Below are 20,619 nucleotides of genomic sequence, written 5' to 3' on the forward strand. Positions count from 1 at the left end.
AAGCTACTGCCCCGCCAGCACAGCCTCAACGGCGGCGGAGACTGCTTCCTTGATCCGGGCGTGGAGCTCCCGCAGCGCCCGGCGGTCCGTGCGGACCTCCACGATGCTGCGCCCTTGCACTGGCCGGTCCAGCGCCTCGGCGAGTCCCGCCGTCGTACTCACCAGGGAATGCCCGACGCCGTACGCTGCGGCGAGTGCCGCGATGTCCACGGAGTGCGGGGTGCCGAAGAGGCGCTCTACGGCGTCTCCATAGCGGCCGGCCTCCTCCACGCCCCCGTGCTCGAGCAGGCTGAAGATGGCGCCGCCGGAATCGTTCAGGACCACGATCCGCAGGTCCGGCTGTTCTTCACCGGCGCCGAGGAGGAGCCCGCCCACGTCGTGCAGGAAGGTCACGTCGCCCAGCAGGACGGTGGTCTGCTGCCGTCCGCCGAGGGCGATGCCGGTGGCGGTGGAAATGGTGCCGTCGATGCCTGCTAGGCCCCGGTTGGCGTACACGGTGGCGGCCGGATCCGCGCCGGGAAGTCCGGCGAGGTCAACGTCGCGGATGCCGTTGGAGGAACCGAACAGCAGCTGGCCGCGTGAGTGTTTCCAGACCAGCGCGGCCACGGACGGCCCGGTAGCGGCGGCCTCCGCGGACAGCACCCGGTCCAGCGCGTGCTGCGCGGCCGATCCAGCCAGGAGCCACGTGTCCAGCCAATCGGAGGCACCTCGGCCGGCGAACCCGGCGAGGTCAGCGAGGTTCTCCAGTGGGAGCTCGGTGCGCCGTCCCGGCTCGTACCAGGCCACCGGGACGGGCTGGTACAGGGCGGATTCGACGTCGGCACTGGCCAGCAGCGCCGCCACGGGACGGGACAGCGTGGGCCGGCCGAACAGCACCACGCGCTCGATAGGCTGCGCGGAACCGGCCCGGAAATGTTCCAGCAGCAGCCGGTACGGGCCTACGGCGTTGGGACCGAAGCGGGAGTTTGAGGAGGGCTCGGCGAGCAGCGGCAGGTTGTGGGCACGGGCGAATGCTTCGGCAACCGGACCGGCGTCGTGCCCTGCGAGCACCACCGTTCGCCGCTCCGGCAGGGTGTCCGGGGCCGGCGGCAGGTTCATGACCAGCGGCTCGGATCCTACCCGGTAGCGCTGCCGCTCAACGGCCCCGGGGAGCCCCTCGTCCGGGGCGGGAACCAGCGGGTCGCGGAACGCGAGGTTGAGCTGGACCGGGCCCGGCGGAAAGTCCGGGAATGCGCCGGTTGCCGCTGAGAGTCCGGTCTGGATGGCCCGCTTGGGGTTGCTGCCGGCCGGAACGTCGGCGGCGAACCGGACGTGCTCGCCAAAGAGGTCCGGCTGCACGGTGGTCTGGTTGGCTCCGGTTCCGCGGAGCTCATCCGGCCGGTCTGCCGACAGGACAATCAGCGGGACGGCGGCGTGGTTGGCTTCCATCACGGCGGGCATCAGGTTTCCGACGGCGGTCCCGGACGTGGTGAGGACGGCCGCGGGTGAGCCGCTGGACAGGGCCAGGCCAAGTGCGGTGAAGCCTGCCGAGCGCTCATCGATCCGGACCAGCAGGTCCACCCGGCCCGCGGCAGAGGCTTCGGCGAGGGCGTATGCCATGGGGGCCGACCGCGAACCCGGCGATACCACCACGTGCCGCACACCGCCGTCGAGCAGGACGTCGACGGCGATCCTCGCCGCAGCGAGCGCGCTTAGCTCAGCGTCGGGGGCGTCAGGGCTGCCCAGCCCAGGGGTGTCCGGGGCTGGTTCGTTCAACGAAGTCACCAAACCAGTCTGCCACCCTCCAACGCCCCATCACCTCCTGCCCCAATCCCCCACACGCCCCATCACCTCCTGCCCCAATCCACCACACGCCCCATCACCTCCTGCCTTCATAGGCCCGAAAGGTGATGGGGCGTTCCCAAAAAGGGGCGGGAGGTGATGGGGCGTTGCCGAAAAGGGGGCTAAAGGTGATGGGGCGTCGGGAGCGAGCGGAAGCTCACACGAGTTAGGTAAACTGCACCCAAGCAACAGACCCCAGCACCCGAAGGACGCCAATGAAGCGCAAGGCCACCGCCCTCGACGTCGCCAAGCTGGCAGGCGTTTCGCGCAGTGCCGTGTCGCTGGTGCTGAACGGCCGCGGCGACGGAAACGTGGCGCTCGAAAGCCAGCAGCGGATCCGGGAGGCAGCAGCGGCGCTCAACTACTCCCCCAACAAAATCGCCCTGAGCCTGCGCAACCAGCAGTCGCGCATCATCGGAATCGTGTCCGACCAGGTGGTCACCAGCCCGTTCGACGGCAACATCATTGCCGGCGCGGATGCGGTGGCCCGGGAACATGGCTTCGTGACGGTGGTCATGGATACCGAACTGGACGAGTCCCGCGATGAGAGCGCCGTGGAAACCCTGCTGGACCGCCAGGTGGACGGCCTCATGTACGTGACTGTGGGCCTGCGGCCGCTGCACGTGCCCGCAAACATGGCACGTGTCCCGTCGATCCTTGCCAACTGCTTCGATGACCGGCCGGAGGCAGGGCTTCCGGCCGTGATTCCTGACGAAGTGCGCGGCGGACGGGAAGCCGCGGAGCACGTAATGTCCTTGGGCCACCGGGACATTGCGTTCCTCGCCGGAGATTCCCTGACCCCCGCGGCGCCCCGCCGGATCGAGGGTTTCCGCGACGCCTTCAGGGGCGCGGGGATGCCTGTCACCCAGGACCGCGTCATCCAGGTGGGCTGGGACATCGACGCCGGCTTCCATGGCGCCATGAAGCTCCTCGAAGGGGTGGAACCGGCCGCCCGGCCCACCGCCATCCTGTGCGCCAACGACCGCCTGGCCATCGGAGTGGTGCTGGCCTGCTACCGCCTGGGCCTGAGCGTCCCGCAGGACGTGTCCGTGATGGGATACGACGACGAATTCCGCATCGCCAAGGCCATGGTTCCGGCGCTGAGCACCATGGCCCTGCCGCTCCGGGAAATGGGGGCGGCAGCCATGGCGTCGCTGCTCGCCGAGGTGGGGTCGGCGCCCGAAGGAACGTCCGACGACGGCGGCCCGGCTGCGGCGGCCGTCTCCGGCGCCGCGCGGGAGACGTTGGTCCCTTGCCGGCTGGTGGTCAGGGAGTCCACCGGCCCGGTCCCGGCCGGACGCTGACCGCGCCGCCGGCCGGGACCCACCGGACGGGTTCGGAGCGGGCTACGCGGGCCTGGCCAGGCTCCACACGTCCGCAGTTGCCCCAGCGGGAAGGCTCAGTTGCCACTCCTCCCCCGCTGCCGGGTAGGCACGCAGTGTGGTTGCCACCGAGCCTGTACGGTACACCTCCACCAGGGAGGCGTCCACGAACACCCGCAGTTCCTCCCCTGCGTCGACGCTGCCGCTGAAGACCACCTGCCGGCTTCCGTTCCCCACCAGGAGCAGTTCCACCAGGCCCTTTGCGCCTGCCCTCACCACAGCCTCGGCGAAGGCTGGCAACGACACCGTCCCGGATGTCCGGCCGGTGCGCAGCTCTCCGCGGTAGGCATCCACTTCCGGGGCGGGGCTGACCGCAAGGGAACCGTCCACTATCGAAAGCTCGCGCGGGAAGGTCAGGACCCCCGCCCACCCGGCGGCGTCGATCTCTTCCTGGCTGCGGCCGCGGCGCCCGTCCCGACCCGGACCTTCGTTGGCCCAGCCCCACAACAGGGCCCGGTTCTCCAGCGACACCACTTGCGGGGCGTAGAAGTCGCGGCCCAGGTCGGACTTTCCGCCGGTCCGCGGCGTGAACGCGGGCAGCCCTGTGGCAGGGTCTTCGGACAGCGATCCGATCAGGTGGCCCACCCCGTTGGCGTGTTCGTGGGAGTCGCCGGCGAGCCAGAGCGAGAACATCATTAGCCAGGTGCCCCCGCCAGGGGCGCCGGTGTCGGGCACCTGCACCAGCTGCGGGCATTCCCAGATCTCCGCCGGGGTGAATGTGCCGGCCACCGGGTTCTCGGAGGTCAGCCAGATGCCCTGGTACTTCCAGTCGGACAAAGCATCCACGGTATAGAGCAGCAGCGCGGCGTGCCCGTTGGCCAGTCCGGCGCCCTGCATCGCGTAGCGCCTGCCGTTGAAGCGGAAAATGAAGGGGTCCCGTACCGCGATGACCAGTCCGTCGGCTGGCATGGTTGCCGCAACGTGGCCTGCCTGCTCCCAGCTGACAAGGTCCTCCGAGCCGCGGGCGATGACCACCTGGGAGTGGCCCCCGTCGCTGCGGACGCCGGAGTACGCAGCGGTGGGAACACCGTCGTCGTCCGTCACCACCCCTGTCCAGCAGCCGTACTCGTCCGGACCGCCGTCCTGCGGGCGGAGCGCCACCGGGTGCTCCTCCCAGCGGACCAGGTCCGCCGAGCTCACGTGTCCCCAGGCGATCCTGTGGTGCCGGGCCGAGTCCGGGTTGTACTGGAAGAACACGTGGTACCGGCCGTTGATGAAGCTGATGCCATTGGGATCGTTGATCCAGCCCTGCGCGGGGCGCGGGTGGAAGCGGGGGAAAGCGGGATCGGGGTGGGCGGCGGCTACGTCGTCGAAGGTGACGGTGCAGGGGTGGACGGCAGCGAGGTCCGGGGAGGTCATGGAACGGCCTTTCGGGCTTGAGGGAGGGAGGTTTACTTGCCGGTTCCGGCCGTGAGGCCGTCCTGCAGGGCGCGTTGGCCGAAGATAAAGACCACCAGCGCGGGAATCATGGACAGGACCACGCCTGCCAGGACCACCGAGATGCTTCCGGTGCCCAGGTTGCCCTGCAGTGAGACCAGGCCCAGCGGAAGGGTGAAGTTCTGTTCGGAAATGGTGAGGATCAGCGGGCGGAAGAACTCATTCCAGTGGAAGTTGAATGCCAGGATTCCCACGATCGCCATGCCGGGCATCGCAAGCGGCGCGTACACGGAACGGAATGTCCGCCACGGGCTGGCGCCGTCGATCGAGGCGGCTTCGGCTAGTTCGGCCGGCAGCCCCATGAAGTACTGGCGCATCAGGAACGTGCCGAACGCCGTCGGGATGGCCGGCAGGATCAGAGCGAGCAGGGTATCGGACAGGCCCATGCCGCGGATCAGCATGAAGACGGGGACGATCGTCACCTGTACGGGCACCATCATTGTGGCCAGCACGATCGAGAACAGCGCCCCGCGTCCGCGGAATTTCAGGTGCGCGAACGCGTAGCCGGCCAAGGCGGCGGAGACCATCTGGCCTACCGCGATCACGCCGGTGACCAGGGCGCTGTTGAGGACCAGCAGGAAAATATTCAGCTGCTTGAACACTTCCCCGTAGGAGGTGAAATCCGGGTTCCAGGGTATGAACGACGGCGGCAGCTTGAAGGATTCCGACGGCGACCGCAGCGACGTGGTCAGGGTCCAGAGCACCGGACCGAGCGTCAGCGCGGCGGCGAGCAGCAGCAGGAGGATCCGGGCGGCGAAGCTCCAATTGAACTTCTTCCGGTTGGGCGTGGTGACGGGGAGGCCTTCGGAGAGCCGGGGGGAATGTCCGGCCAGGCCGTGGTCAGTTGTGGTTGTCATGGCTGGCCTCACTGGTAGAAGACGAATCGTTTGCTGAGCCGGAATTGCGCGGCCGTGATGGCCATGATGATCAGCGTGAGCAGCACGCCGATGGCGGACGCCTGGCCGAATTCGAGCCTCTGGAAGGCTGATTCGAAAATCACCATGACGGCGGTGCGGGTGGAGTCACCGGGGCCGCCTCGGGTCAGGACGTAGGGCTGGTCGAAGACCTGCAGGGCGCTGATGATGGCCATGACCGACGCGACCAGGGTGGTGGGGCTCAGCAGCGGCAGCGTCACGTGGAGGTGCTTGCGCCAGCCGGTGGCGCCGTCAATCGCGGCTGCCTCGTATGTCTCGACAGGAATGGAGGCCAGTCCGCCGATGAACAGGAGGAAGCTGAAGCCGAAGTTCTGCCAGACGTACACCAGGATCACGACGGCGGCCGATCCGCCGGGGGTGGTCAGCCAGGGCACGGCGGGGATGCCCACCAGGGACAGGAACCAGTTGACCACGCCGAACTGTTCGTTGAAGAGGTACCGCATGAAGATGGACACCGAGGCGGCGGACAGGATCAGCGGAAAGAAGAACGCGGACCGGAAGAACACCCGCAGCCATGCCGGCATCTTCTCCTGCACCATGACCGCCAGTGCCAGGGCGAGTCCCAGCTGGAGTGCCACGGCCACCACCACGAACACGATGGTATTCAGGAAGGAAACCCGCACGGTGGGGTCCTGGACCACTTCCGAGAAGTTGTCGAAGCCCACGAAGGTTGGTGCCGAAATGATGTCCCAGCGGAAGAAGGCCAGGACAACCGAGGCCACGATGGGGATCAAAGTGAAGAGGCCCATGCCCAGGATGGTGGGTGCCAGGAAGATCCAGGCCAGCCAGCGCTGGTTGTGCCTGGCTGCGCTGCGGCCGCCGGTGGTGCTGCCACCGCCGGTGCCGCTGGTGCCGGACGTGCGGGCCGTCGTCGTACTTGCCCGGCCGGCCGCCCGCTTGGGCCGTTCCCGGGGCGGGGTGGTGGTGCTCATGACTGCCTCCTCAGGGCAAGTTCAAGGTCGCGCTGCATGGATGCGAGGGCCTGCTTGAGCTGGTGCTCGTCCCCGCTGACGGCAAGGGAAACGTTCTTCATCAGGGCCGTTTCGACGGCGGCCTGCTGGGGCGGGGCCGGGATGGGGCCCGTGGTGGGGAACCGGTCCAGGGTGTCGTAGAAGACCTTCCAGTGGGCGGGACCCTTGCCGGCGTACAGCTGCTCGTTGACCATGGAACGGCGCGCCGGAGTGGTGACCGGGTTGGGGAAGATCAGTTCCATGGCCTCGCGGCTGGAGCTGAACTTGATCCATTCCCAGGCTGCGTCCTTGTCCCTGGCGGTCTTCATGATCGCGTAGCCGGCGGTGCCGAACTGGTGGCGCTGGGTCTTCCAGCGCGGGAAGAACTGGACGTCGAAGTCGTTGGCGCCCATGCCGGCTTCGTGAAGTCCCTGCACCCAGTAGCCGCCGGCGGGAGTGGTGCCGATCCGGTTGGAGGCGAACAGGCCCACCAGGGAACTGCCGCCGCCTTCTTCCGGCCGGACGCCCAGGCCGTCTTTGACCAGGCCCCGGAGGTAGTCGAAGGACTCAAACACGCGGTCGTCGTTGGCGTTCGGTTCCAGCCACTGGTACCCGCCGGAGCGGAGGCTCCGGGAGGGATCGTTGGCGTAGAAGCCGTCCCACAGCCAGTCGCCGCCCGCGGACCTGGTTTCCTTGAGGAAGCTGGTGTCGTTGGCGTAAAGCCACGGCACCACCCCGCCGAAGAGCCGGTTGGTCCAGTAGTAGGGCGTGAAGTCAGAGGTCCGGGCCTTCCGCATCGCGGCGAGGCTGTTGCGGAAATCGATGTGGGTCCAGTCGTCCGCGGGCCGGTCCAGGCCTGCCTGCGCGAAGGCGGCGGTGTTGTAGTACATGTTGGCCGCGTTCCAGTCCATGGGGAGCTGGTACAGGCTGCCCTTGTACATGAAGGCTTCCACCAGGCTGGGGTGGACGTCCTCGAAGAACTCGCGCATGTCCACGGCGTCGCGGCGGATGTACTCGTCCAGCGGGTGGGCAAGCTTTTCGGCGAACAGCTGGGCGCCCTCGGTGGCCACGTACACCACGTCCGGCGGGGTTCCGGCGGCCACCATGGTGAGGATCTTGGTGAAGAAGTCTTTCCAGTCCACGGCCTGGATGGCCTGGACCTTGACCCGGATGTCCGGGTGGAGGCGGGTGAATGCGTCGATGGCACGCTGGCGGGCGGCGGCGTCCGCGGCGGTGCCCATGATGGCGATGCTGAGGCTGTTGTCTCCGCGGCCCGGTATGTCCGTTCCGGAGAGCCGCGGCCACGACGCCACAGTTGCTCCGATGATTCCCGCGCCGAGGGCACCCAAGGCAGTACGGCGGGTGATGTCCCGCAGCTGCCCGTCTATGGCTCCGGTCATATCCTTTTCCTTCCTAACACGTGTTAGGAACTGTAAATGACCGGCCTAACACGTGTCAAGCATCACATCGAGGGGGCATCGCACTGCCCTGCCCTTAAAGCCGGAACGCCCCATCACCTCCTACCCTTAAAGCCGAAACGCCCCATCACCTCCTGCCGCAGCGGGCTGAAAGGTGATGGGGCGTCCGGGAAAATGCGCCTAAAGGTGATGGCGCGTCCGTGGTGGGCAGGCGGTTAGCCGCGGAACACCTGGACCACTGAGGGACGGGGCGCGCGCACCTGGCCGGGGGCCGGCGTCGTGCCTGCCGGGACGTAGTCCGGGAAGAAGGAGTGCGGCGCCTCGAAGGTGCCTTCCTCGCCCGGGTGCTGCACGGATACGAAGACGGTGCGCTCGTCGTCGTGGATGACCGGGCCGCAGGTTTCGGCGTCGCGGGGAACGGAAAGGAACTGCTCCACCCTGCCGCGCTCGGCGCCGTCCAGGGTGACCTTGAAGAGGCCGTCGTTGTAGCCGATGCCGGAGGGGGCGCCGTCGGTGGAAATCCAGAGGTTGCCCACGGAGTCGAAGGCCACGTTGTCCGGGCAGGAGATGGGCGAGACTTTGTCCGCCGGGTAGCCGGAGAAGTAGGTGACATCGCCCTGCGCCGGATCGCCGCAGACCATCAGGAGGGTCCAGTTGAACAGGGTGGAGGTCTGGTCACCGGTCTCGGTGATTTCCACGATGTGGCCGTCGCGGTTCTGCGTGCGCGGGTTGACCTCCGTGGCGCCTTCCTTGGTGCCGGTGCCGCGGTCCGAGTTGTTGGTGCAGACCACGTACACCTTGCCGGTGTGCAGGCTGGGCTGGACGTCCTCGCAGCGGTCCATCTTGGTGGGGCCCACCTTGTCCGCGGCCAGGCGGGTGTACACCAGGACCTCCTCGACGGACATGCCGGGGACTGCGGACTTGCCGCCGACCACCAGCGGCAGCCATTCGCCGGTGCCGTCGAATGCGCCGTCGGACGGGACCGCACCGGTACCCGTGATTTCGGCGGCCGGCGAGTTTCCGGTGAACTTGGCGACGTAGAGGTCGCCTTCGGAGAGCAGGTTCATGTTGTTCCTGCGGTCGCCTTCGACGTACTTGCCCTTGGAGACAAACTTGTAGAGGTAGTCGAACTTCTCGTCGTCGCCCATGTAGGCAACTACATGGCCGGATTCGGCCACGATCACGTTGGCGCCCTCATGCTTGAAGCGGCCCATCGCGGAGCGCTTCTTCGGGGTGGAGGTGGGGTCGAACGGGTCGACTTCCACGATCCAGCCGAAGCGGTTGGCCTCGTTCTCGTAGCCGGCATTGCGGGTGTCGAAGCGGGGGTCGTCCAGTTCCCACTTGCGGGCGGTGGGCTTGGCGGTGAGGCCGTAGCGCTTGTCGCTGGCCGACGTGCCGGCGGAGACGAAGTAGCCGTTGAAGTTTTCCTCGCCGGAAAGGATGGTGCCCCAGGGGGTGGTGCCGCCGGAGCAGTTGCCGAACGTGCCCTTAATGGCGCGGCCGGACGGGTCGGCCACGGTCTTCACCAGCGACGAGCCGGCAACGGGGCCGGTCAGTTCGTAGGTGGTGTCCGAAAGGTAGCGGCGGTTCAGCGGGGCGCCCTTGACGTAGCTCCACGGCTTGGTGGTGTTCTTGCGCTCGAGTTCCACCACGGCCAGGCCGTGCGCGGCGCGGCCGATAGCTCGGGTTTCCACCGGGTCGTAGCCGGCCGGGACCATGATGTTTTCGTTGGTGTACTCGTGGTTGGTGAACAGCACTGCGCGGCGGCCCTTGCTGCCCGGGATTTCCACGATGTCCGTGTAGTCGTTGTTGTAGCCGAACTGGCGGGCCTGGGCGGCAGCGGTCTGGTTGTTCAGGTCGAACTCGGGGGAATCGTTGAACAGCGGGTCGCCCCAGCGGATGATCGGCTGCCAGGTGAAGCCCTCCGGCACGGTGAAGGCGTCAACCGCTTTGTCCACGGGCTTGATGGCGGTGAACTGCAGCTTGGAGTTGCCGAAGCCTTCCTTGGCGGCCTTGGACAGGCCCGCGGCGGAGGCAGGCTCGGCGGAGCTTACGGCGGAACCGAGGGCGACGGCGAGCGCTCCGGCGGCGCCAAGGCCCAGGGCGGCGCGGCGGGACATGGTGGCGGAGGCGATGTCGCGGAAGTAGCTGTTGGAGCTGGTGTTGCAGACGTCGCCGGCGCAGGCGTTGTCGCACTTGAGCGCACAGGTGACAGGGCTGCGCTTGCCCTTGGTATGGCCGAGCATGGGCAGCAGGGTGAACTTGCGGGCAGTTTCAGACATGGGGAACCTTTCGAAGGAATGTCCTTGGGGTGCCCGATCACCCTTCCAGCCGCTTCCTAAGGAAACCCATCCATTTGATGAATCCAGGGTTAACCGCCCGTGACCTGCAGGAACGTTTCATCCGTCAATGCAGGTGGTACCGCCCCGTTCCGTGGGTTGGCTGAACATCCAACGGCTGCTTCCCGCTGGCGGTGGGCGGACTTAAAATTGGAGTGCTGGGCGGACGGCGCCAGCACAGGTTTGGCCGGACACGGCGCTGCAGGCGGCCCAAACACGTCACCCTGTCCAGAGCGGATGCCCCGGCATGAGCACGAACAGACCTGTGTGGCGGCGGGCGGTCTTCGCCGCCGTCCTCGCCGTGACCGGCTGCACCTACACCCCGGACGAGCCCGTCCCCTCCCCAAGCTCCCCCAACCCCTTCGGTTCCCTTGAGAACCAGGTGAAGCTGTTCATGAACGACGGCGCGGTGGCCACCGTCGTGCAGGTCAAATGGCCGGGAGGTGAGTGGTCCAAGGCCTTTGGCATGCGCGACCTTGAAACGAGGACCCCGGCACAGCCCACCGGCCGTGTGCAGATCGCCAGCGTCACCAAAACGATGACGGCCGTGGCAGTACTCAAACTCGTCGACGACCACCTCATCGGCCTGGACGACCCCGTAAACGATGTCATCCCCGGCTTCACAGCACTCAAGCCTCCGGGCCCCATCACCGTGAGACAGCTGCTCAGCCACACGTCTGGCATGCCGGAGGCCAACGATGCGTTGCCGCGCGACGTCGACTTCCGCCCAAGTGTTTCCCGGACGATGACGATGGAGCGGGGTTTGCAGCTGGCCGGCACCCTCCCGTGGGATGGGTCCAGCGTCGGCTCCTTTAGGTACTCGAACACGAACTACCTCGCACTCGGCCTGCTCATCCAGGAACTGCGGCATAAGCCCTTCACCAGCGTCATGCGTGAGGAGATCTTTGGTCCGCTTGGTTTGAAGAGCACCACCCTGGACCACCTCGACCCGCTCGAATCCGGGCTTCTCCACGGCTATGTGACCCTCCGGGGTGAGCGGATCGATACCACTGACAACATCTTCAGTGCCGGTTCGCCGGCCGTGGGCGCCGTGTCGACAGTGGAGGACATGAACCACTTCATGGCGGCCCTTTTCCAGGGCCGGGCAATCTCCGCCGCGTCGTTGGGCGCGATGACGGCGAAGACCGTCTTCTCGCCGTACGGGCTGGGCCTCTGGGAACACGCAGATGGCTGCTCGCCCCAGCCGCGGTACGCGGGCAGGGGGCTCTTCTGGGATTATCAGACTGTGGCGGTCAGCAGCAGCGACGGGCGCTACCAGGCCTCGATGACCGTCACCACCCCGCCGCTTCCGACAGAGCTGGAGGATGAGTCCACCCAGAACATGCGCGAACTCCTGGTCGGCCAAATCGAGTCAACCCTCAACGAGGCCCTCGACCGGCTGTGCGCGCCGGCCAAATGAGGAAACACCACTCCCCGATTGGTGGCCGTCTTCCTCAACCCACGGGATGCCCGTGCGAGCAGTGGTCCTCCCCCGGCAGGATCTCGTGCCCCTGGATGCAGGTCCGTTGCGGGGCAAGGGGCCGGTCATGGCTGCTGAGGAAGATACTGCTGGAGGCGCGCTCGATGCCCTCGTCCTCCCGCCTCAGCCATTCCGCCAGGTGCAGCCGGTGATGCTCCCCGGAGTTTTCCCGCTTTTTCGATTCATCCGCCTGATGCCTGAAAGGTATCTTCACCATGGCACTCGCGACCTTAAGTAACGTCCCTGTTCGGTGCAGGGAGGAACCGGTGGAACCATGATAGGAGCCCCGCAACCCTCCGGCAATCACCCGCAGGACGCCACCCTGCAGCGACATCCAATGCCGGCTAACTGCCCTTTGGGCGTGAAAACGGCAGCTTACTCAGCAGTCGCTGGGGTGAGGAGGGCGTGGACACGGCGGAGCCTGTCCAGCCACCAGTCCCGCCGGTCCGCGGGAGCCGCAAACCTTTCCAGCAGCCCGGCGTCGGCGGCCACGTCGCGGAGGCGGATGGCGCCGTCGTCGGCCACCAGGGGATCCAGGGTGACGTCGGATTCAAAAAGCGACACTGTGCCCAGGCCGCAGGCGTAGGGCAGGTCGGGCAGCGCGGCGGCCAGCGCCAGGCCGGCGCGGATGCCCACGGAGGTGTCAAGGGCGGAGCTGACGACGGCGGGGAGTCCTGCCTGTGCCACGATGTCCAGGGCGCGCCGCACTCCCCCGAGCGGCGCCACCTTGACCACGATCAGGTCCGCCGCGCCCGCCCGTGCCACCCGGAGGGGATCGGTTTCCTTCCGGACGCTCTCATCCGCCGCGATCAGCACCGGCGTCCCGGCCTCCTGCAACCGCCTCCGGACCTCGGCAAGGCCTTCGATGGAAGGCACCGGCTGCTCGGCGTACTCCAGCCCAACGGGCGCAAGCCGGGTCAACGCCTCCACGGCGCCGGCAACGTCCCACCCGCCATTGGCATCCACGCGGATGGCCGCATCCGGCAAAGCGGCGCGCACGGCACGCAGCCGGGATACGTCGTCGTCCAGTGACTGCCCCCGCTCCGCCACCTTGACCTTGACGGCGTCCACCCGGCCGAACCGTGCCAGCACATCCGGTACCCGGTCCGCGGCGACGGCGGGCACCGTGGCGTTGACCGGCACCGACGTCCGCACCGGGTCCGGGAACCCCTGCCATCCCGCCTCGATGGCCGCGGCCAGCCAGCGCGAGGCCTCGGCGTCGCCGTACTCCGGGAAGGGGCAGAACTCGCCCCAGCCCACGGGACCGCGCAGCAGGAGGGATTCGCGTTGCATGATGCCGCGGAACTTCACCCTCATGGGCAGGGTGACCACGTGGGCGTCAGCAAGCAATTCGTCGAGGGGCGGAACTGGCTGGGGCGTGCCATCGGGGGAAGGCGGAAAACCGGGGTTGGGCATGCCGCTTACTGTACGCGGCGGGCCGCGTGGTTCAGATCCATTTGTTGTGCTTGAACGCCAGGTAGAGGACCAGGCCCATGGCCACCATCAGGCCCAGCGCATAGGGGTAGCCGTAGGTCCAGGCCAGTTCGGGCATGTTGGTGAAGTTCATGCCGTAAATGGATGCCACCAGGGTGGGAGCGAACAGGATGGCAGCCCAGGAGGAGATGCGTTTGACCTGTTCGTTCTGTTCAAAGCTGGACTCGGTCATGCGCTGCATTTCATCGTTCTGGCGCTGGGCCACCAGGGCGGCGTTGACGGCCAGGGCGTTCTGCAGCAGGGCGCGGAAGGAGGCCACGCGTTCGTTGAGCCGGATGACATGGTCCAGGACATCCCGGTAGTGGTCCCGGAGTTCTGTTGCCTGGTCGCGGTCCGGAGTTCCGGCCATCAGGGCCTGCAGGATCCCGGCGAGCGGGCTGGTGGCCCGTTGGAAGGTGATGACCTGGCGGGACAGCTCGTAGATCCTGCGTGACACGTCGGGATCGGCCCCGAAGAGGTCGTCCTCGATTTCGTCGATGTCGTTCTCCAGGCCTGCCACCACGGGCTCGTATTCGTCCACCACCTGGTCCAGGATTCCGTAGAGCACCGCGTCGGGGCCCAGGGCCAGGAACTCCGGCATGGCCTCCATGCGGCGGCGGACTTTGGCCAGGTCCGGGGACTCTGCGTGACGGACGGTGACAACGTACTCATCGCCCACGAAGACGTGGATTTCGCCGAAGTCGACCTTCTCCACGTCGTCCCGGTACCTTGCGGGCCGCAGTACCAGGAACAAGCACTCGCCGTAGTGCTCCAGCTTGGCCCGCTGGTGGCCGGCGAGCGCGTCCTCGACGGCCAGGGCGTTGAGGTCGAATTCCTCGCCTACGGACTGCAGTTCCTCAGGGTCGGGCCGGTAGAGGCCGATCCAGGCCATCCCCTCGCGCTGCCGGAGCAGGAAGTACGTCTCGTCGAGGTCTTCGGGGTCCTCGGTGCGGAGCCCGTTCACATATACCGCGTTGTCGATGATGGTCACGGCGCCGCCTCCCGCTCATGCTCCCAGTCGTCCAGCAGGGCCGGCATCCGTGAGTTGAGGAACCGGTAGAACCGCGCCATGTCCGCCACGCGTGCCCGTGCCGGGGATCCTTCCGGGAGCGTTTCGGCGGTGGCATCCGTCAGTGCCGCAAGCTTGTCGTAAACCGGGCTGTTCCGCATGGACACCACGTACCACTCGTCTTCATGCAGCGCGTACAGGTCGCGGCGGCTGCCCGGCTGCGAGATCCGGTGCACGAAGCCCACCGTCTGCAGGTAGCGCACGGCGCCGGAGACTGCCGCCGCACTGGCGCCCAGCCGTTCCGACAGTTCTGCCGCGGTGAGGCTGCCCTGTTCCGAGGACACCAGCGCCAACAGCGTCCGGGCGGGCATCTTGGGGAACCCCGCCGCGGCGAACGCGGCGGCCGTCCGTTCGGCCGCAGCGGCGGTGGCATCCACACCGCGGGCACCCGCACCAGCGCCGCCCGTCAGCTCGTCCAGCGCCGCCACCTCGGCATCGGCGCTCATGCCGACCCCACCTCCCGCCGCCGCATCACCGTGACAGCCAGCGCGCCGGCCACCGCGGCAATGGCCAGCATCCACCACGCTCCGCTCCAATCAGTCGCGTCACCGCGCGGCACGGGCGTGTGGGTGAACGGGGACAGGTCGCGGAGGCTCTGGTCGATGCCCAGCATGCCGCCGAAAATACCCAGCATCACGCCCAGGGCCAGCAGCCCCCAACTGGCGGCGACGGTGGCGGAAGGCCACAGGACAAACACCAGGGCGGGCACGGCGAGGTAGATCAGGGCCGCCGGCAGCTGGGCCACGGCGGTCTGCCAGAGGGCATCGGCCGGCATGGATCCGTCCCCGGTGCCGGTGAGCGTGGCCCACGCCCCGACCGCGGCGAGGCCTACCACCAGCACCACGGCGGCCGCGCCCAGCAGCAGGTACCCGGCAAGCCACCGGACCCGCCCCACCGGAGCGGACAGCAGCAGTTCGGCGGTCCCGGCTGCTTCCTCCTGCCGCAGCCTGATCACCGCCTGCAGTGCGCATGCTGCCGCAAGGACCCCGGCCATCATGAACAGCACGGAGACCATGAGCTGGGTCAGCGAGGTCCCCTGCGACTGGAGCATGGCCCGCAGCACCGCGGTGATGTTCGTGTCAGGGGTGTCGACGGCGGCAATCGCCTTCCCCAGCGACCCCGCCAGCAGCCCCAGGGCCAGGCCGCTGAGCCCCCACCCGATGATCGATCCTGACTGCAGGCGGAGGGCCAGCGCCGCCGGGCTCCGCAGCGCGGCCCGGGCGCCGGGCCGTCCCGGCCGCGTATCCCAGACACTCGCGCCGGCATCGCGTGCGCCCAGGATCAGCCACGCCGCGGCGAGGCAGGCCACGCCGAGTGCCACGACCAGCAGCAGCGGCCAGGTGCGGTTCCCTGAGTAGGCGAAGGTCTGCTGGCCCCAGCCGATGGGTGAGAACCAGCTGGCCGCGCCTTCGGTCATGGTGGTCCCGTCCGCCCCCGGCGTTCCGGTGGCGTCGCCGATCCCGCGCACCACGTAGGCCAGGACCACCAGCGCGGCCGAGGCGCCGTTGGCCCCGCGTGAGGTCCCCATGAACTGGGCCACGAGCAGGCCCAGGCCCAGGAAGGCGAGGCCGACGGCGCCCGTTGCGGCTCCGGCGGTCAGGGAACCCTGTGGGTCCAGGCCCTGGGCGGCGAACCCGGCAAAGACTGCGAGGGCCACCAGGATGTTGGCCGTGATGCCGTGCAGCAGGGTGGCGGTGTAGGGCAGCAGCCGGCCTGCCGGCGTGGCGGCGATGAGTTCGGCGGCGCCGGTCTCCTCGTCCGCCCGCGTGTGGCGCACGGCGAGGAAGGTACTCATCAGGCCGGCCAGCAGGGCAAGGAAGGCGTAGATCAGGAAGAACGTGAAGGCTCCCTGGTCCGCTCCGCGGGGAAGGCCGCGCAGCATCAGGATGGCGGGCGTGGCGATCGCCACTTGCAGGATCTCGGTGCGGCTGGCGGCATTGCCGTAGGTCTGGGTGACGGCTGCGGCCGCGAACAGCGCGAATGCCCCGATGGCCACCACCCAGCTGACCAGTTGCCAGCGGTCCCGGCGCAGCCGCTGGCCCCAAAGGACCAGGAGGACGCCCATGTCAGCCCCGCCCCCTCGCGCCGAGCAGGTGCCGACGGGAACCGTGCTGGTCTTCGCCGGAGGCGCCGGCGTGGGTGCCTTCGTCCGCGGGGGCGTCGCCGTAGTGCCGCAGGAACAGCTCTTCGAGCGACGGCGGAACGATCGTCAGGCCCTGTACGCCCAAGGCGCCCAGCGCGGGCAGTACCTCGGCGATCCGGTCCGAATCGGCGGTGAACCTGATCCGCCCGGCGTCGTATGCCAGGTCATGCACCGCACCCAGCCGGGCCAAGGCCTCAGCGTCCAGGCCGTCCGCGGCGAAGGAAACCTCTGACCTGGTGAGGTGCCGCAGGGAGTCCAGCGTGCCGCCGTCGACAATCCTGCCGGCGCGGATGATGCTCACACGCTGGCAAAGCACCTCCACCTCGGAGAGGATGTGGCTGGACAGGAGCACGGTGGCACCACGTTCGACGGCGGCCAGCAGCTCCCGCCGGAACACTTCCTCCATGAGCGGGTCAAGGCCGCTGGTGGGCTCGTCCAGGAGGTAGAGCTCGGCTTCGGTCGCCAGTGCGGCGATCAGCGCGACTTTCTGCCGGTTGCCCTTGGAATACGCGCGTCCTTTCTTGGCCGGGTCGAAGTCGAAGACCTGGCACAGGCGGTCCTTCCGGCGGTGGTAGGCGGCAGCGTCGGCGGTGCCGCCGCGAAGCCGGGAGAGCAGGTCGATGGTTTCGCCGCCGGACAGGTTGGGCCAGAGCCGGACGTCGCCGGGAACGTAGGCCAGGCGGCGGTGCAGTTCCACGGCCTGGGTCCACGGCTCGAGCCCCAGGACGGTGGCGGACCCGGAGGTGGCTTTGGCCAGGCCCAGGAGGACGCGGAGCGTGGTGGATTTCCCGGCGCCGTTCGGGCCGAGGAAGCCGTGGATTTCCCCCTGTTGGACGTCCAGGTCCAATCCATCGAGGGCCCGGACCTGGCCGAAGTGTTTGTGCAGGTTCACTGTCTGGACAACGGTGTTCATGGTTCAAGTCTTCGAAGTTTTCACAACTTTGTGAAGGTACTAAAGTCCCAGCTATGAGCTCCGACAGTTCCCCGCCAGGCGCGCAGGCCACCCGCCAGGCAACGGCGCCACTCTACGCTGCGGGATTCGTCACGGCTTTCGGAGCCCACAGCATCGCAGCGGCTTTGGGCGCGGAGAGCGAAAACATCGGCCTGACCCTGCTTAACCTCGGCATCCTCCTGGCCCTCTACGACGTGGCCGAGGTCTTCCTGAAACCCGTGTTCGGCGCCCTGAGCGACCGCATTGGCGCCAAGCCCGTCATTGTCGGCGGGCTGTTCGCCTTCGCCGCGCTGTCCCTGATTGGCCTCGGCGCAGCTGACCCGCTGATCCTTGCCCTCGCCCGGCTCGGACAAGGCGCGGCGGCCTCGGCGTTCTCCCCGTCGTCGTCCGCCATGGTGGCAAGGATGGCCCGCGGCGGAAAAGCCGGGACCTACTTTGGCCGGTACGGGTCCTGGAAGAGCCTGGGCTACATCCTTGGGCCGCCGCTGGGCGCCGGGCTGATCCTGGCCGGCGGTTTCCCCTTGCTCTTCGGCGCCCTGTCCGCGCTGGCGGCGGCCACGGCCGTGTGGGTGCTGCTCTCGGTGCCGCATCTGGCACCCCTGCCGCGGAAGCGGTATACGGTGATGGACCTGGCGCGGCAGGTGGGCGAGCGCCGTTTCCTGGTCCCCACCCTGGTGCTTGCCGCGTCGACCGGGGCCCTCGGTGCCGCCGTCGGCTTCCTCCCCGCGCTGGCCACCCGCCACGGGCTTGGTGCGTTCGCCGGAACGGCCGCGGTGAGCGTGGTGGCTCTGGGCTCGGTGCTGACGCAGCCGTGGATCGGAAGGCTGCGGGACCGGCACGCCGTCAGCGACAACAAGGGCACGACGACGGGCCTGCTCCTGGTTGCCGTGGGCATCGCTTTGGTGGCGGCCGCCCCGGGAGTGGTCACCATCTTCCTCGCGGCGGCGCTGATCGGGTGCGGGATCGGCGTGGCCACCCCGCTGGGGTTCGCGCACCTGGCGGACACCACGCCGCCGGAGCGGATGGGCCGGACCATGGGCTCGGCAGAGCTGGGGCGCGAACTCGGGGATGCCGGCGGACCCCTGCTGGTGGGGGCCATCGCCACGGCAACGGCCCTGCCGTTCGGGCTTGGCGCGCTGGCACTGCTGGTGGCTGCCGCTGCCATTCCCCGGCTGGACCCGGTCAGGCCTTCCGACTGAGCGGCCTTCCAGCTTTTTGTGTCAGGGTTAATGGCGATGACTTCTTCACGGCAACTCTCCACCAGGACTCCGGCTCGGCCTGCCCCGGGCTCGGCGTTCCTGTTCGTGCTGTCCACTGTGGGGTGCGTCGCCGGGCTGCTTGCCACCTACTACTTCTTTGTCCAGACCACCACGGGCCAGTTCATTGATGAGTCCGCGCTGGTGGAAGCGGTACAGATCCACGGACCTGCCGGCAAGGCCGCCACCCAGTTCCTCGACTGGCTGCCGACCATTTCACTGGTGATGGCCGCCGTCGTGGTCCTGTTTGTCACCGTAATCCGGCGGCACTGGGTTGAAGCCGGGATTGCCGTGGCAGCGTGCATCGGGGCGAACGTTGCCACCCAGGTGCTCAAGGACCTGCTGCCGCCGCGCCCGGACAAGGGGGTACTGACTTTGGAGCTGAACTCGCTGCCCTCCGGCCACACCACCCTGGCCGCGTCCGCTGCGGCGGCGGTGTTCCTCATGGCCTCACCCCGCTGGCGCCCGATGGCCGGCTTCATTGGCGGCTCCTTCGCCATCGCGTCCGGGGTGTCCACGCTGATCAACCAGTGGCACCGGCCGGCCGACGTGGTGGCCGCGTTCCTGCTGGTGGGCGCCTTCATGATTCCGGCGGGCTGGCTGATCCTCCGGCGCGGGTCGTGGAACGAGTGGGACGGGTTCGGTGACCATATCGGTTCTGCGAGGATCTGGCTCACGCTGCCGGTGCTGATTGGACTGGCCTCAGCCGGGGTGGCGGTCTATTCGCTGATCCGGATCGCACCGAGCCCTTGGCAGGAATCCAGCACCACCAACTACTTCTGGGCCGGCATCTCGCTGATCGTGATCGCGGGCTACCTGGCCACCGTGGCCACAACGTCGCTGTTTGCGTTTGCCGCACGCCGGCGGGACGTCCACAGGCGGTAGCCGCTCAGCCCGCGGTTTCCCCGAAGTCCCGTCCTATGCTTTCCTCCATGGCTGCGGCAAGTTCAATCTCATCCAAGTATCGGGCGGCAGGCCGGCCCGTGGCCTTGGCCAGCCGGTCGAGCGTGGCCAGGTGCTGCCGGGCCAGCTCAATGGCCAACTCCTCCACGATGCTGGGGCCGTTCCGGACCACCAGGTCGCTGAGGTACGCACGGAGGCTGCCGGCGGGGCGGCCCTTCGTTTCGATGTCCGCAGCAACGAGCCTGGTCAGGGCAGCCGCGGCGAGTGCCGGTTTATCGCTGAACAGTTCCACGGTGTTCCCTCAGTAACGGTGGCAGGGAACGGACGACGCCCCCGCGAGTAGCTACAATGTAGCGTCTCCATGCCTGCCCCGTAAGGGTCCATAGTCCGGGTTTTCGGTGGTTGCGGCCTCCGCGCGGGCGGGCACACCGGCCCACGTTTCGTGCTCAGGAACGTTGTGCGTCACCGCTGAGCGCATCCCGACGTGGGAGTAGTCCCCCACCACCAGCCCGTCGCCAATCCCGGCGTTCATGCCCAGGTGCGCCGCCCGGCCAATCCGCGTGCCTTCCCCTACCGAGACGCGGGGATGCAGAGTGGCGAAGTCATCCACGCTGGCGCAGCATCCCACGGTGACGTGCGGCTTCAAGAGCACGTGCCGTCCGATGCGGGCCTGCGGGGAGATGGTGGCGTTCCGCATCACAATGCTGCCGGGGCCGATCCGGGAATCCCTGGGGACCCGCACATCCGGGTCCACCACGGTGGCGTACCGGTCCTCGTGCACGCCGAGGAGGGAAAGCCGGCCCACCAAGCCTTCCCTGTCGCGCCCGGAGGGAAGGCAGACGCTGAAAAACGCCTTGGTGAAGGCCGGCGCGTCAGCGAGCGCGCCCATCACCACGGTGCCTTCGATGGTGGTGCCCAGCAGTTCCGGGTCATCATCCAGGATCCCCAGGACGTCGTACTGCCCGCTGGTCCGGACCGCGGCCAGCACTTCCCGGGCCAGTCCGCCCATGCCCAGCAGCATCAACTCGCTCAATGTGCGCCTCTTCCAGTCCCTGCTCCGT

General features: G+C 68.1%; 18 protein-coding genes. 4 read left to right on the forward strand and 14 right to left on the reverse strand.

The window, feature by feature from the left end:
• Positions 1-3: 3 nt before the first annotated feature.
• Positions 4-1,755 (reverse strand): 2-succinyl-5-enolpyruvyl-6-hydroxy-3-cyclohexene-1-carboxylic-acid synthase, encoded by a 1,752-nt coding sequence (gene menD / locus NIBR502770_RS13175; protein ID WP_168223231.1) that lies wholly within the window; start codon positions 1,753-1,755, stop codon positions 4-6.
• Positions 1,756-2,036: 281 nt separating this feature from the next.
• On the opposite strand from menD, the gene NIBR502770_RS13180 reads away from it, so the two are divergent.
• Complete coding sequence (locus NIBR502770_RS13180) at positions 2,037-3,125, forward strand: LacI family DNA-binding transcriptional regulator (protein WP_141182205.1); 1,089 nt, start codon at positions 2,037-2,039, stop codon at positions 3,123-3,125.
• Between the two features lie 42 nt (positions 3,126-3,167).
• Here the strand turns inward: NIBR502770_RS13180 and NIBR502770_RS13185 are convergent, their stop codons facing one another.
• From NIBR502770_RS13185 to NIBR502770_RS13205, 5 genes are all read right to left on the reverse strand, one after another.
• The gene (locus NIBR502770_RS13185) at positions 3,168-4,562 is read right to left on the reverse strand and encodes a glycoside hydrolase family 32 protein (protein WP_141182206.1); all 1,395 of its coding nucleotides are present in this window, start codon (positions 4,560-4,562) and stop codon (positions 3,168-3,170) included.
• Positions 4,563-4,594: 32 nt separating this feature from the next.
• Positions 4,595-5,497 carry a carbohydrate ABC transporter permease gene (locus tag NIBR502770_RS13190; RefSeq protein WP_141182207.1) on the reverse strand — a complete coding sequence of 301 codons (903 nt, stop codon included), beginning with the start codon at positions 5,495-5,497 and terminating at the stop codon, positions 4,595-4,597.
• A gap of 8 nt (positions 5,498-5,505) precedes the next feature.
• Positions 5,506-6,507, reverse strand: coding sequence for a carbohydrate ABC transporter permease (locus tag NIBR502770_RS13195; RefSeq protein ID WP_141159638.1), 1,002 nt, complete (start codon positions 6,505-6,507; stop codon positions 5,506-5,508).
• A complete protein-coding gene (locus tag NIBR502770_RS13200) occupies positions 6,504-7,925 on the reverse strand; it encodes an extracellular solute-binding protein (protein WP_141182208.1) in 1,422 nt (473 codons plus the stop codon). Before NIBR502770_RS13200 ends, NIBR502770_RS13195 begins: the two co-directional genes overlap by 4 nt.
• A 233-nt stretch (positions 7,926-8,158) precedes the next feature.
• Positions 8,159-10,225 (reverse strand): PhoX family phosphatase, encoded by a 2,067-nt coding sequence (locus tag NIBR502770_RS13205; protein WP_141182209.1) that lies wholly within the window; start codon positions 10,223-10,225, stop codon positions 8,159-8,161.
• 304 nt (positions 10,226-10,529) lie between these two features.
• Here NIBR502770_RS13205 and NIBR502770_RS13210 point away from each other — a divergent pair, with 304 nt between their 5' ends.
• A complete protein-coding gene (locus NIBR502770_RS13210; protein ID WP_141182210.1) occupies positions 10,530-11,702 on the forward strand; it encodes a serine hydrolase in 1,173 nt (390 codons plus the stop codon).
• Positions 11,703-11,736: 34 nt separating this feature from the next.
• Here the strand turns inward: NIBR502770_RS13210 and NIBR502770_RS13215 are convergent, their stop codons facing one another.
• From NIBR502770_RS13215 to NIBR502770_RS13240, 6 genes are all read right to left on the reverse strand, one after another.
• Positions 11,737-11,979: a hypothetical protein gene (locus tag NIBR502770_RS13215; protein WP_018768635.1), complete on the reverse strand. Its 243-nt coding sequence runs from the start codon at positions 11,977-11,979 to the stop codon at positions 11,737-11,739.
• 158 nt (positions 11,980-12,137) lie between these two features.
• Positions 12,138-13,178, reverse strand: coding sequence for an o-succinylbenzoate synthase (locus tag NIBR502770_RS13220; RefSeq protein ID WP_141182211.1), 1,041 nt, complete (start codon positions 13,176-13,178; stop codon positions 12,138-12,140).
• Positions 13,179-13,209: 31 nt separating this feature from the next.
• Positions 13,210-14,226, reverse strand: a complete 1,017-nt coding sequence (gene corA, locus NIBR502770_RS13225; protein WP_141159633.1) for a magnesium/cobalt transporter CorA — start codon at positions 14,224-14,226, stop codon at positions 13,210-13,212.
• Positions 14,223-14,750 carry a GbsR/MarR family transcriptional regulator gene (locus tag NIBR502770_RS13230; protein WP_246857265.1) on the reverse strand — a complete coding sequence of 176 codons (528 nt, stop codon included), beginning with the start codon at positions 14,748-14,750 and terminating at the stop codon, positions 14,223-14,225. Before NIBR502770_RS13230 ends, corA begins: the two co-directional genes overlap by 4 nt.
• Positions 14,747-16,369 carry an ABC transporter permease gene (locus NIBR502770_RS13235; protein WP_246857266.1) on the reverse strand — a complete coding sequence of 541 codons (1,623 nt, stop codon included), beginning with the start codon at positions 16,367-16,369 and terminating at the stop codon, positions 14,747-14,749. Before NIBR502770_RS13235 ends, NIBR502770_RS13230 begins: the two co-directional genes overlap by 4 nt.
• A gap of 1 nt (position 16,370) precedes the next feature.
• A complete protein-coding gene (locus NIBR502770_RS13240; RefSeq protein ID WP_141182212.1) occupies positions 16,371-17,360 on the reverse strand; it encodes an ABC transporter ATP-binding protein in 990 nt (329 codons plus the stop codon).
• A gap of 53 nt (positions 17,361-17,413) precedes the next feature.
• Here NIBR502770_RS13240 and NIBR502770_RS13245 point away from each other — a divergent pair, with 53 nt between their 5' ends.
• Together NIBR502770_RS13245 and NIBR502770_RS13250 are read left to right on the forward strand one after the other, a co-directional pair.
• The gene (locus NIBR502770_RS13245; protein ID WP_141182213.1) at positions 17,414-18,598 is read left to right on the forward strand and encodes an MFS transporter; all 1,185 of its coding nucleotides are present in this window, start codon (positions 17,414-17,416) and stop codon (positions 18,596-18,598) included.
• 36 nt (positions 18,599-18,634) lie between these two features.
• Positions 18,635-19,540: a phosphatase PAP2 family protein gene (locus tag NIBR502770_RS13250; RefSeq protein ID WP_141182214.1), complete on the forward strand. Its 906-nt coding sequence runs from the start codon at positions 18,635-18,637 to the stop codon at positions 19,538-19,540.
• A gap of 4 nt (positions 19,541-19,544) precedes the next feature.
• Here the strand turns inward: NIBR502770_RS13250 and NIBR502770_RS13255 are convergent, their stop codons facing one another.
• Entirely contained in the window at positions 19,545-19,850 is a 306-nt protein-coding gene (locus tag NIBR502770_RS13255) for a hypothetical protein (protein WP_141159629.1), read from the reverse strand.
• A 51-nt stretch (positions 19,851-19,901) separates the two neighbouring features.
• Positions 19,902-20,591, reverse strand: coding sequence for an acetyltransferase (locus tag NIBR502770_RS13260; protein WP_141182215.1), 690 nt, complete (start codon positions 20,589-20,591; stop codon positions 19,902-19,904).
• Between the last annotated feature and the right edge of the window lie 28 nt (positions 20,592-20,619).

Source organism: Pseudarthrobacter sp. NIBRBAC000502770, assembly GCF_006517815.1.
GTDB classification, from domain to species: Bacteria; Actinomycetota; Actinomycetes; order Actinomycetales; family Micrococcaceae; genus Arthrobacter; species Arthrobacter niigatensis.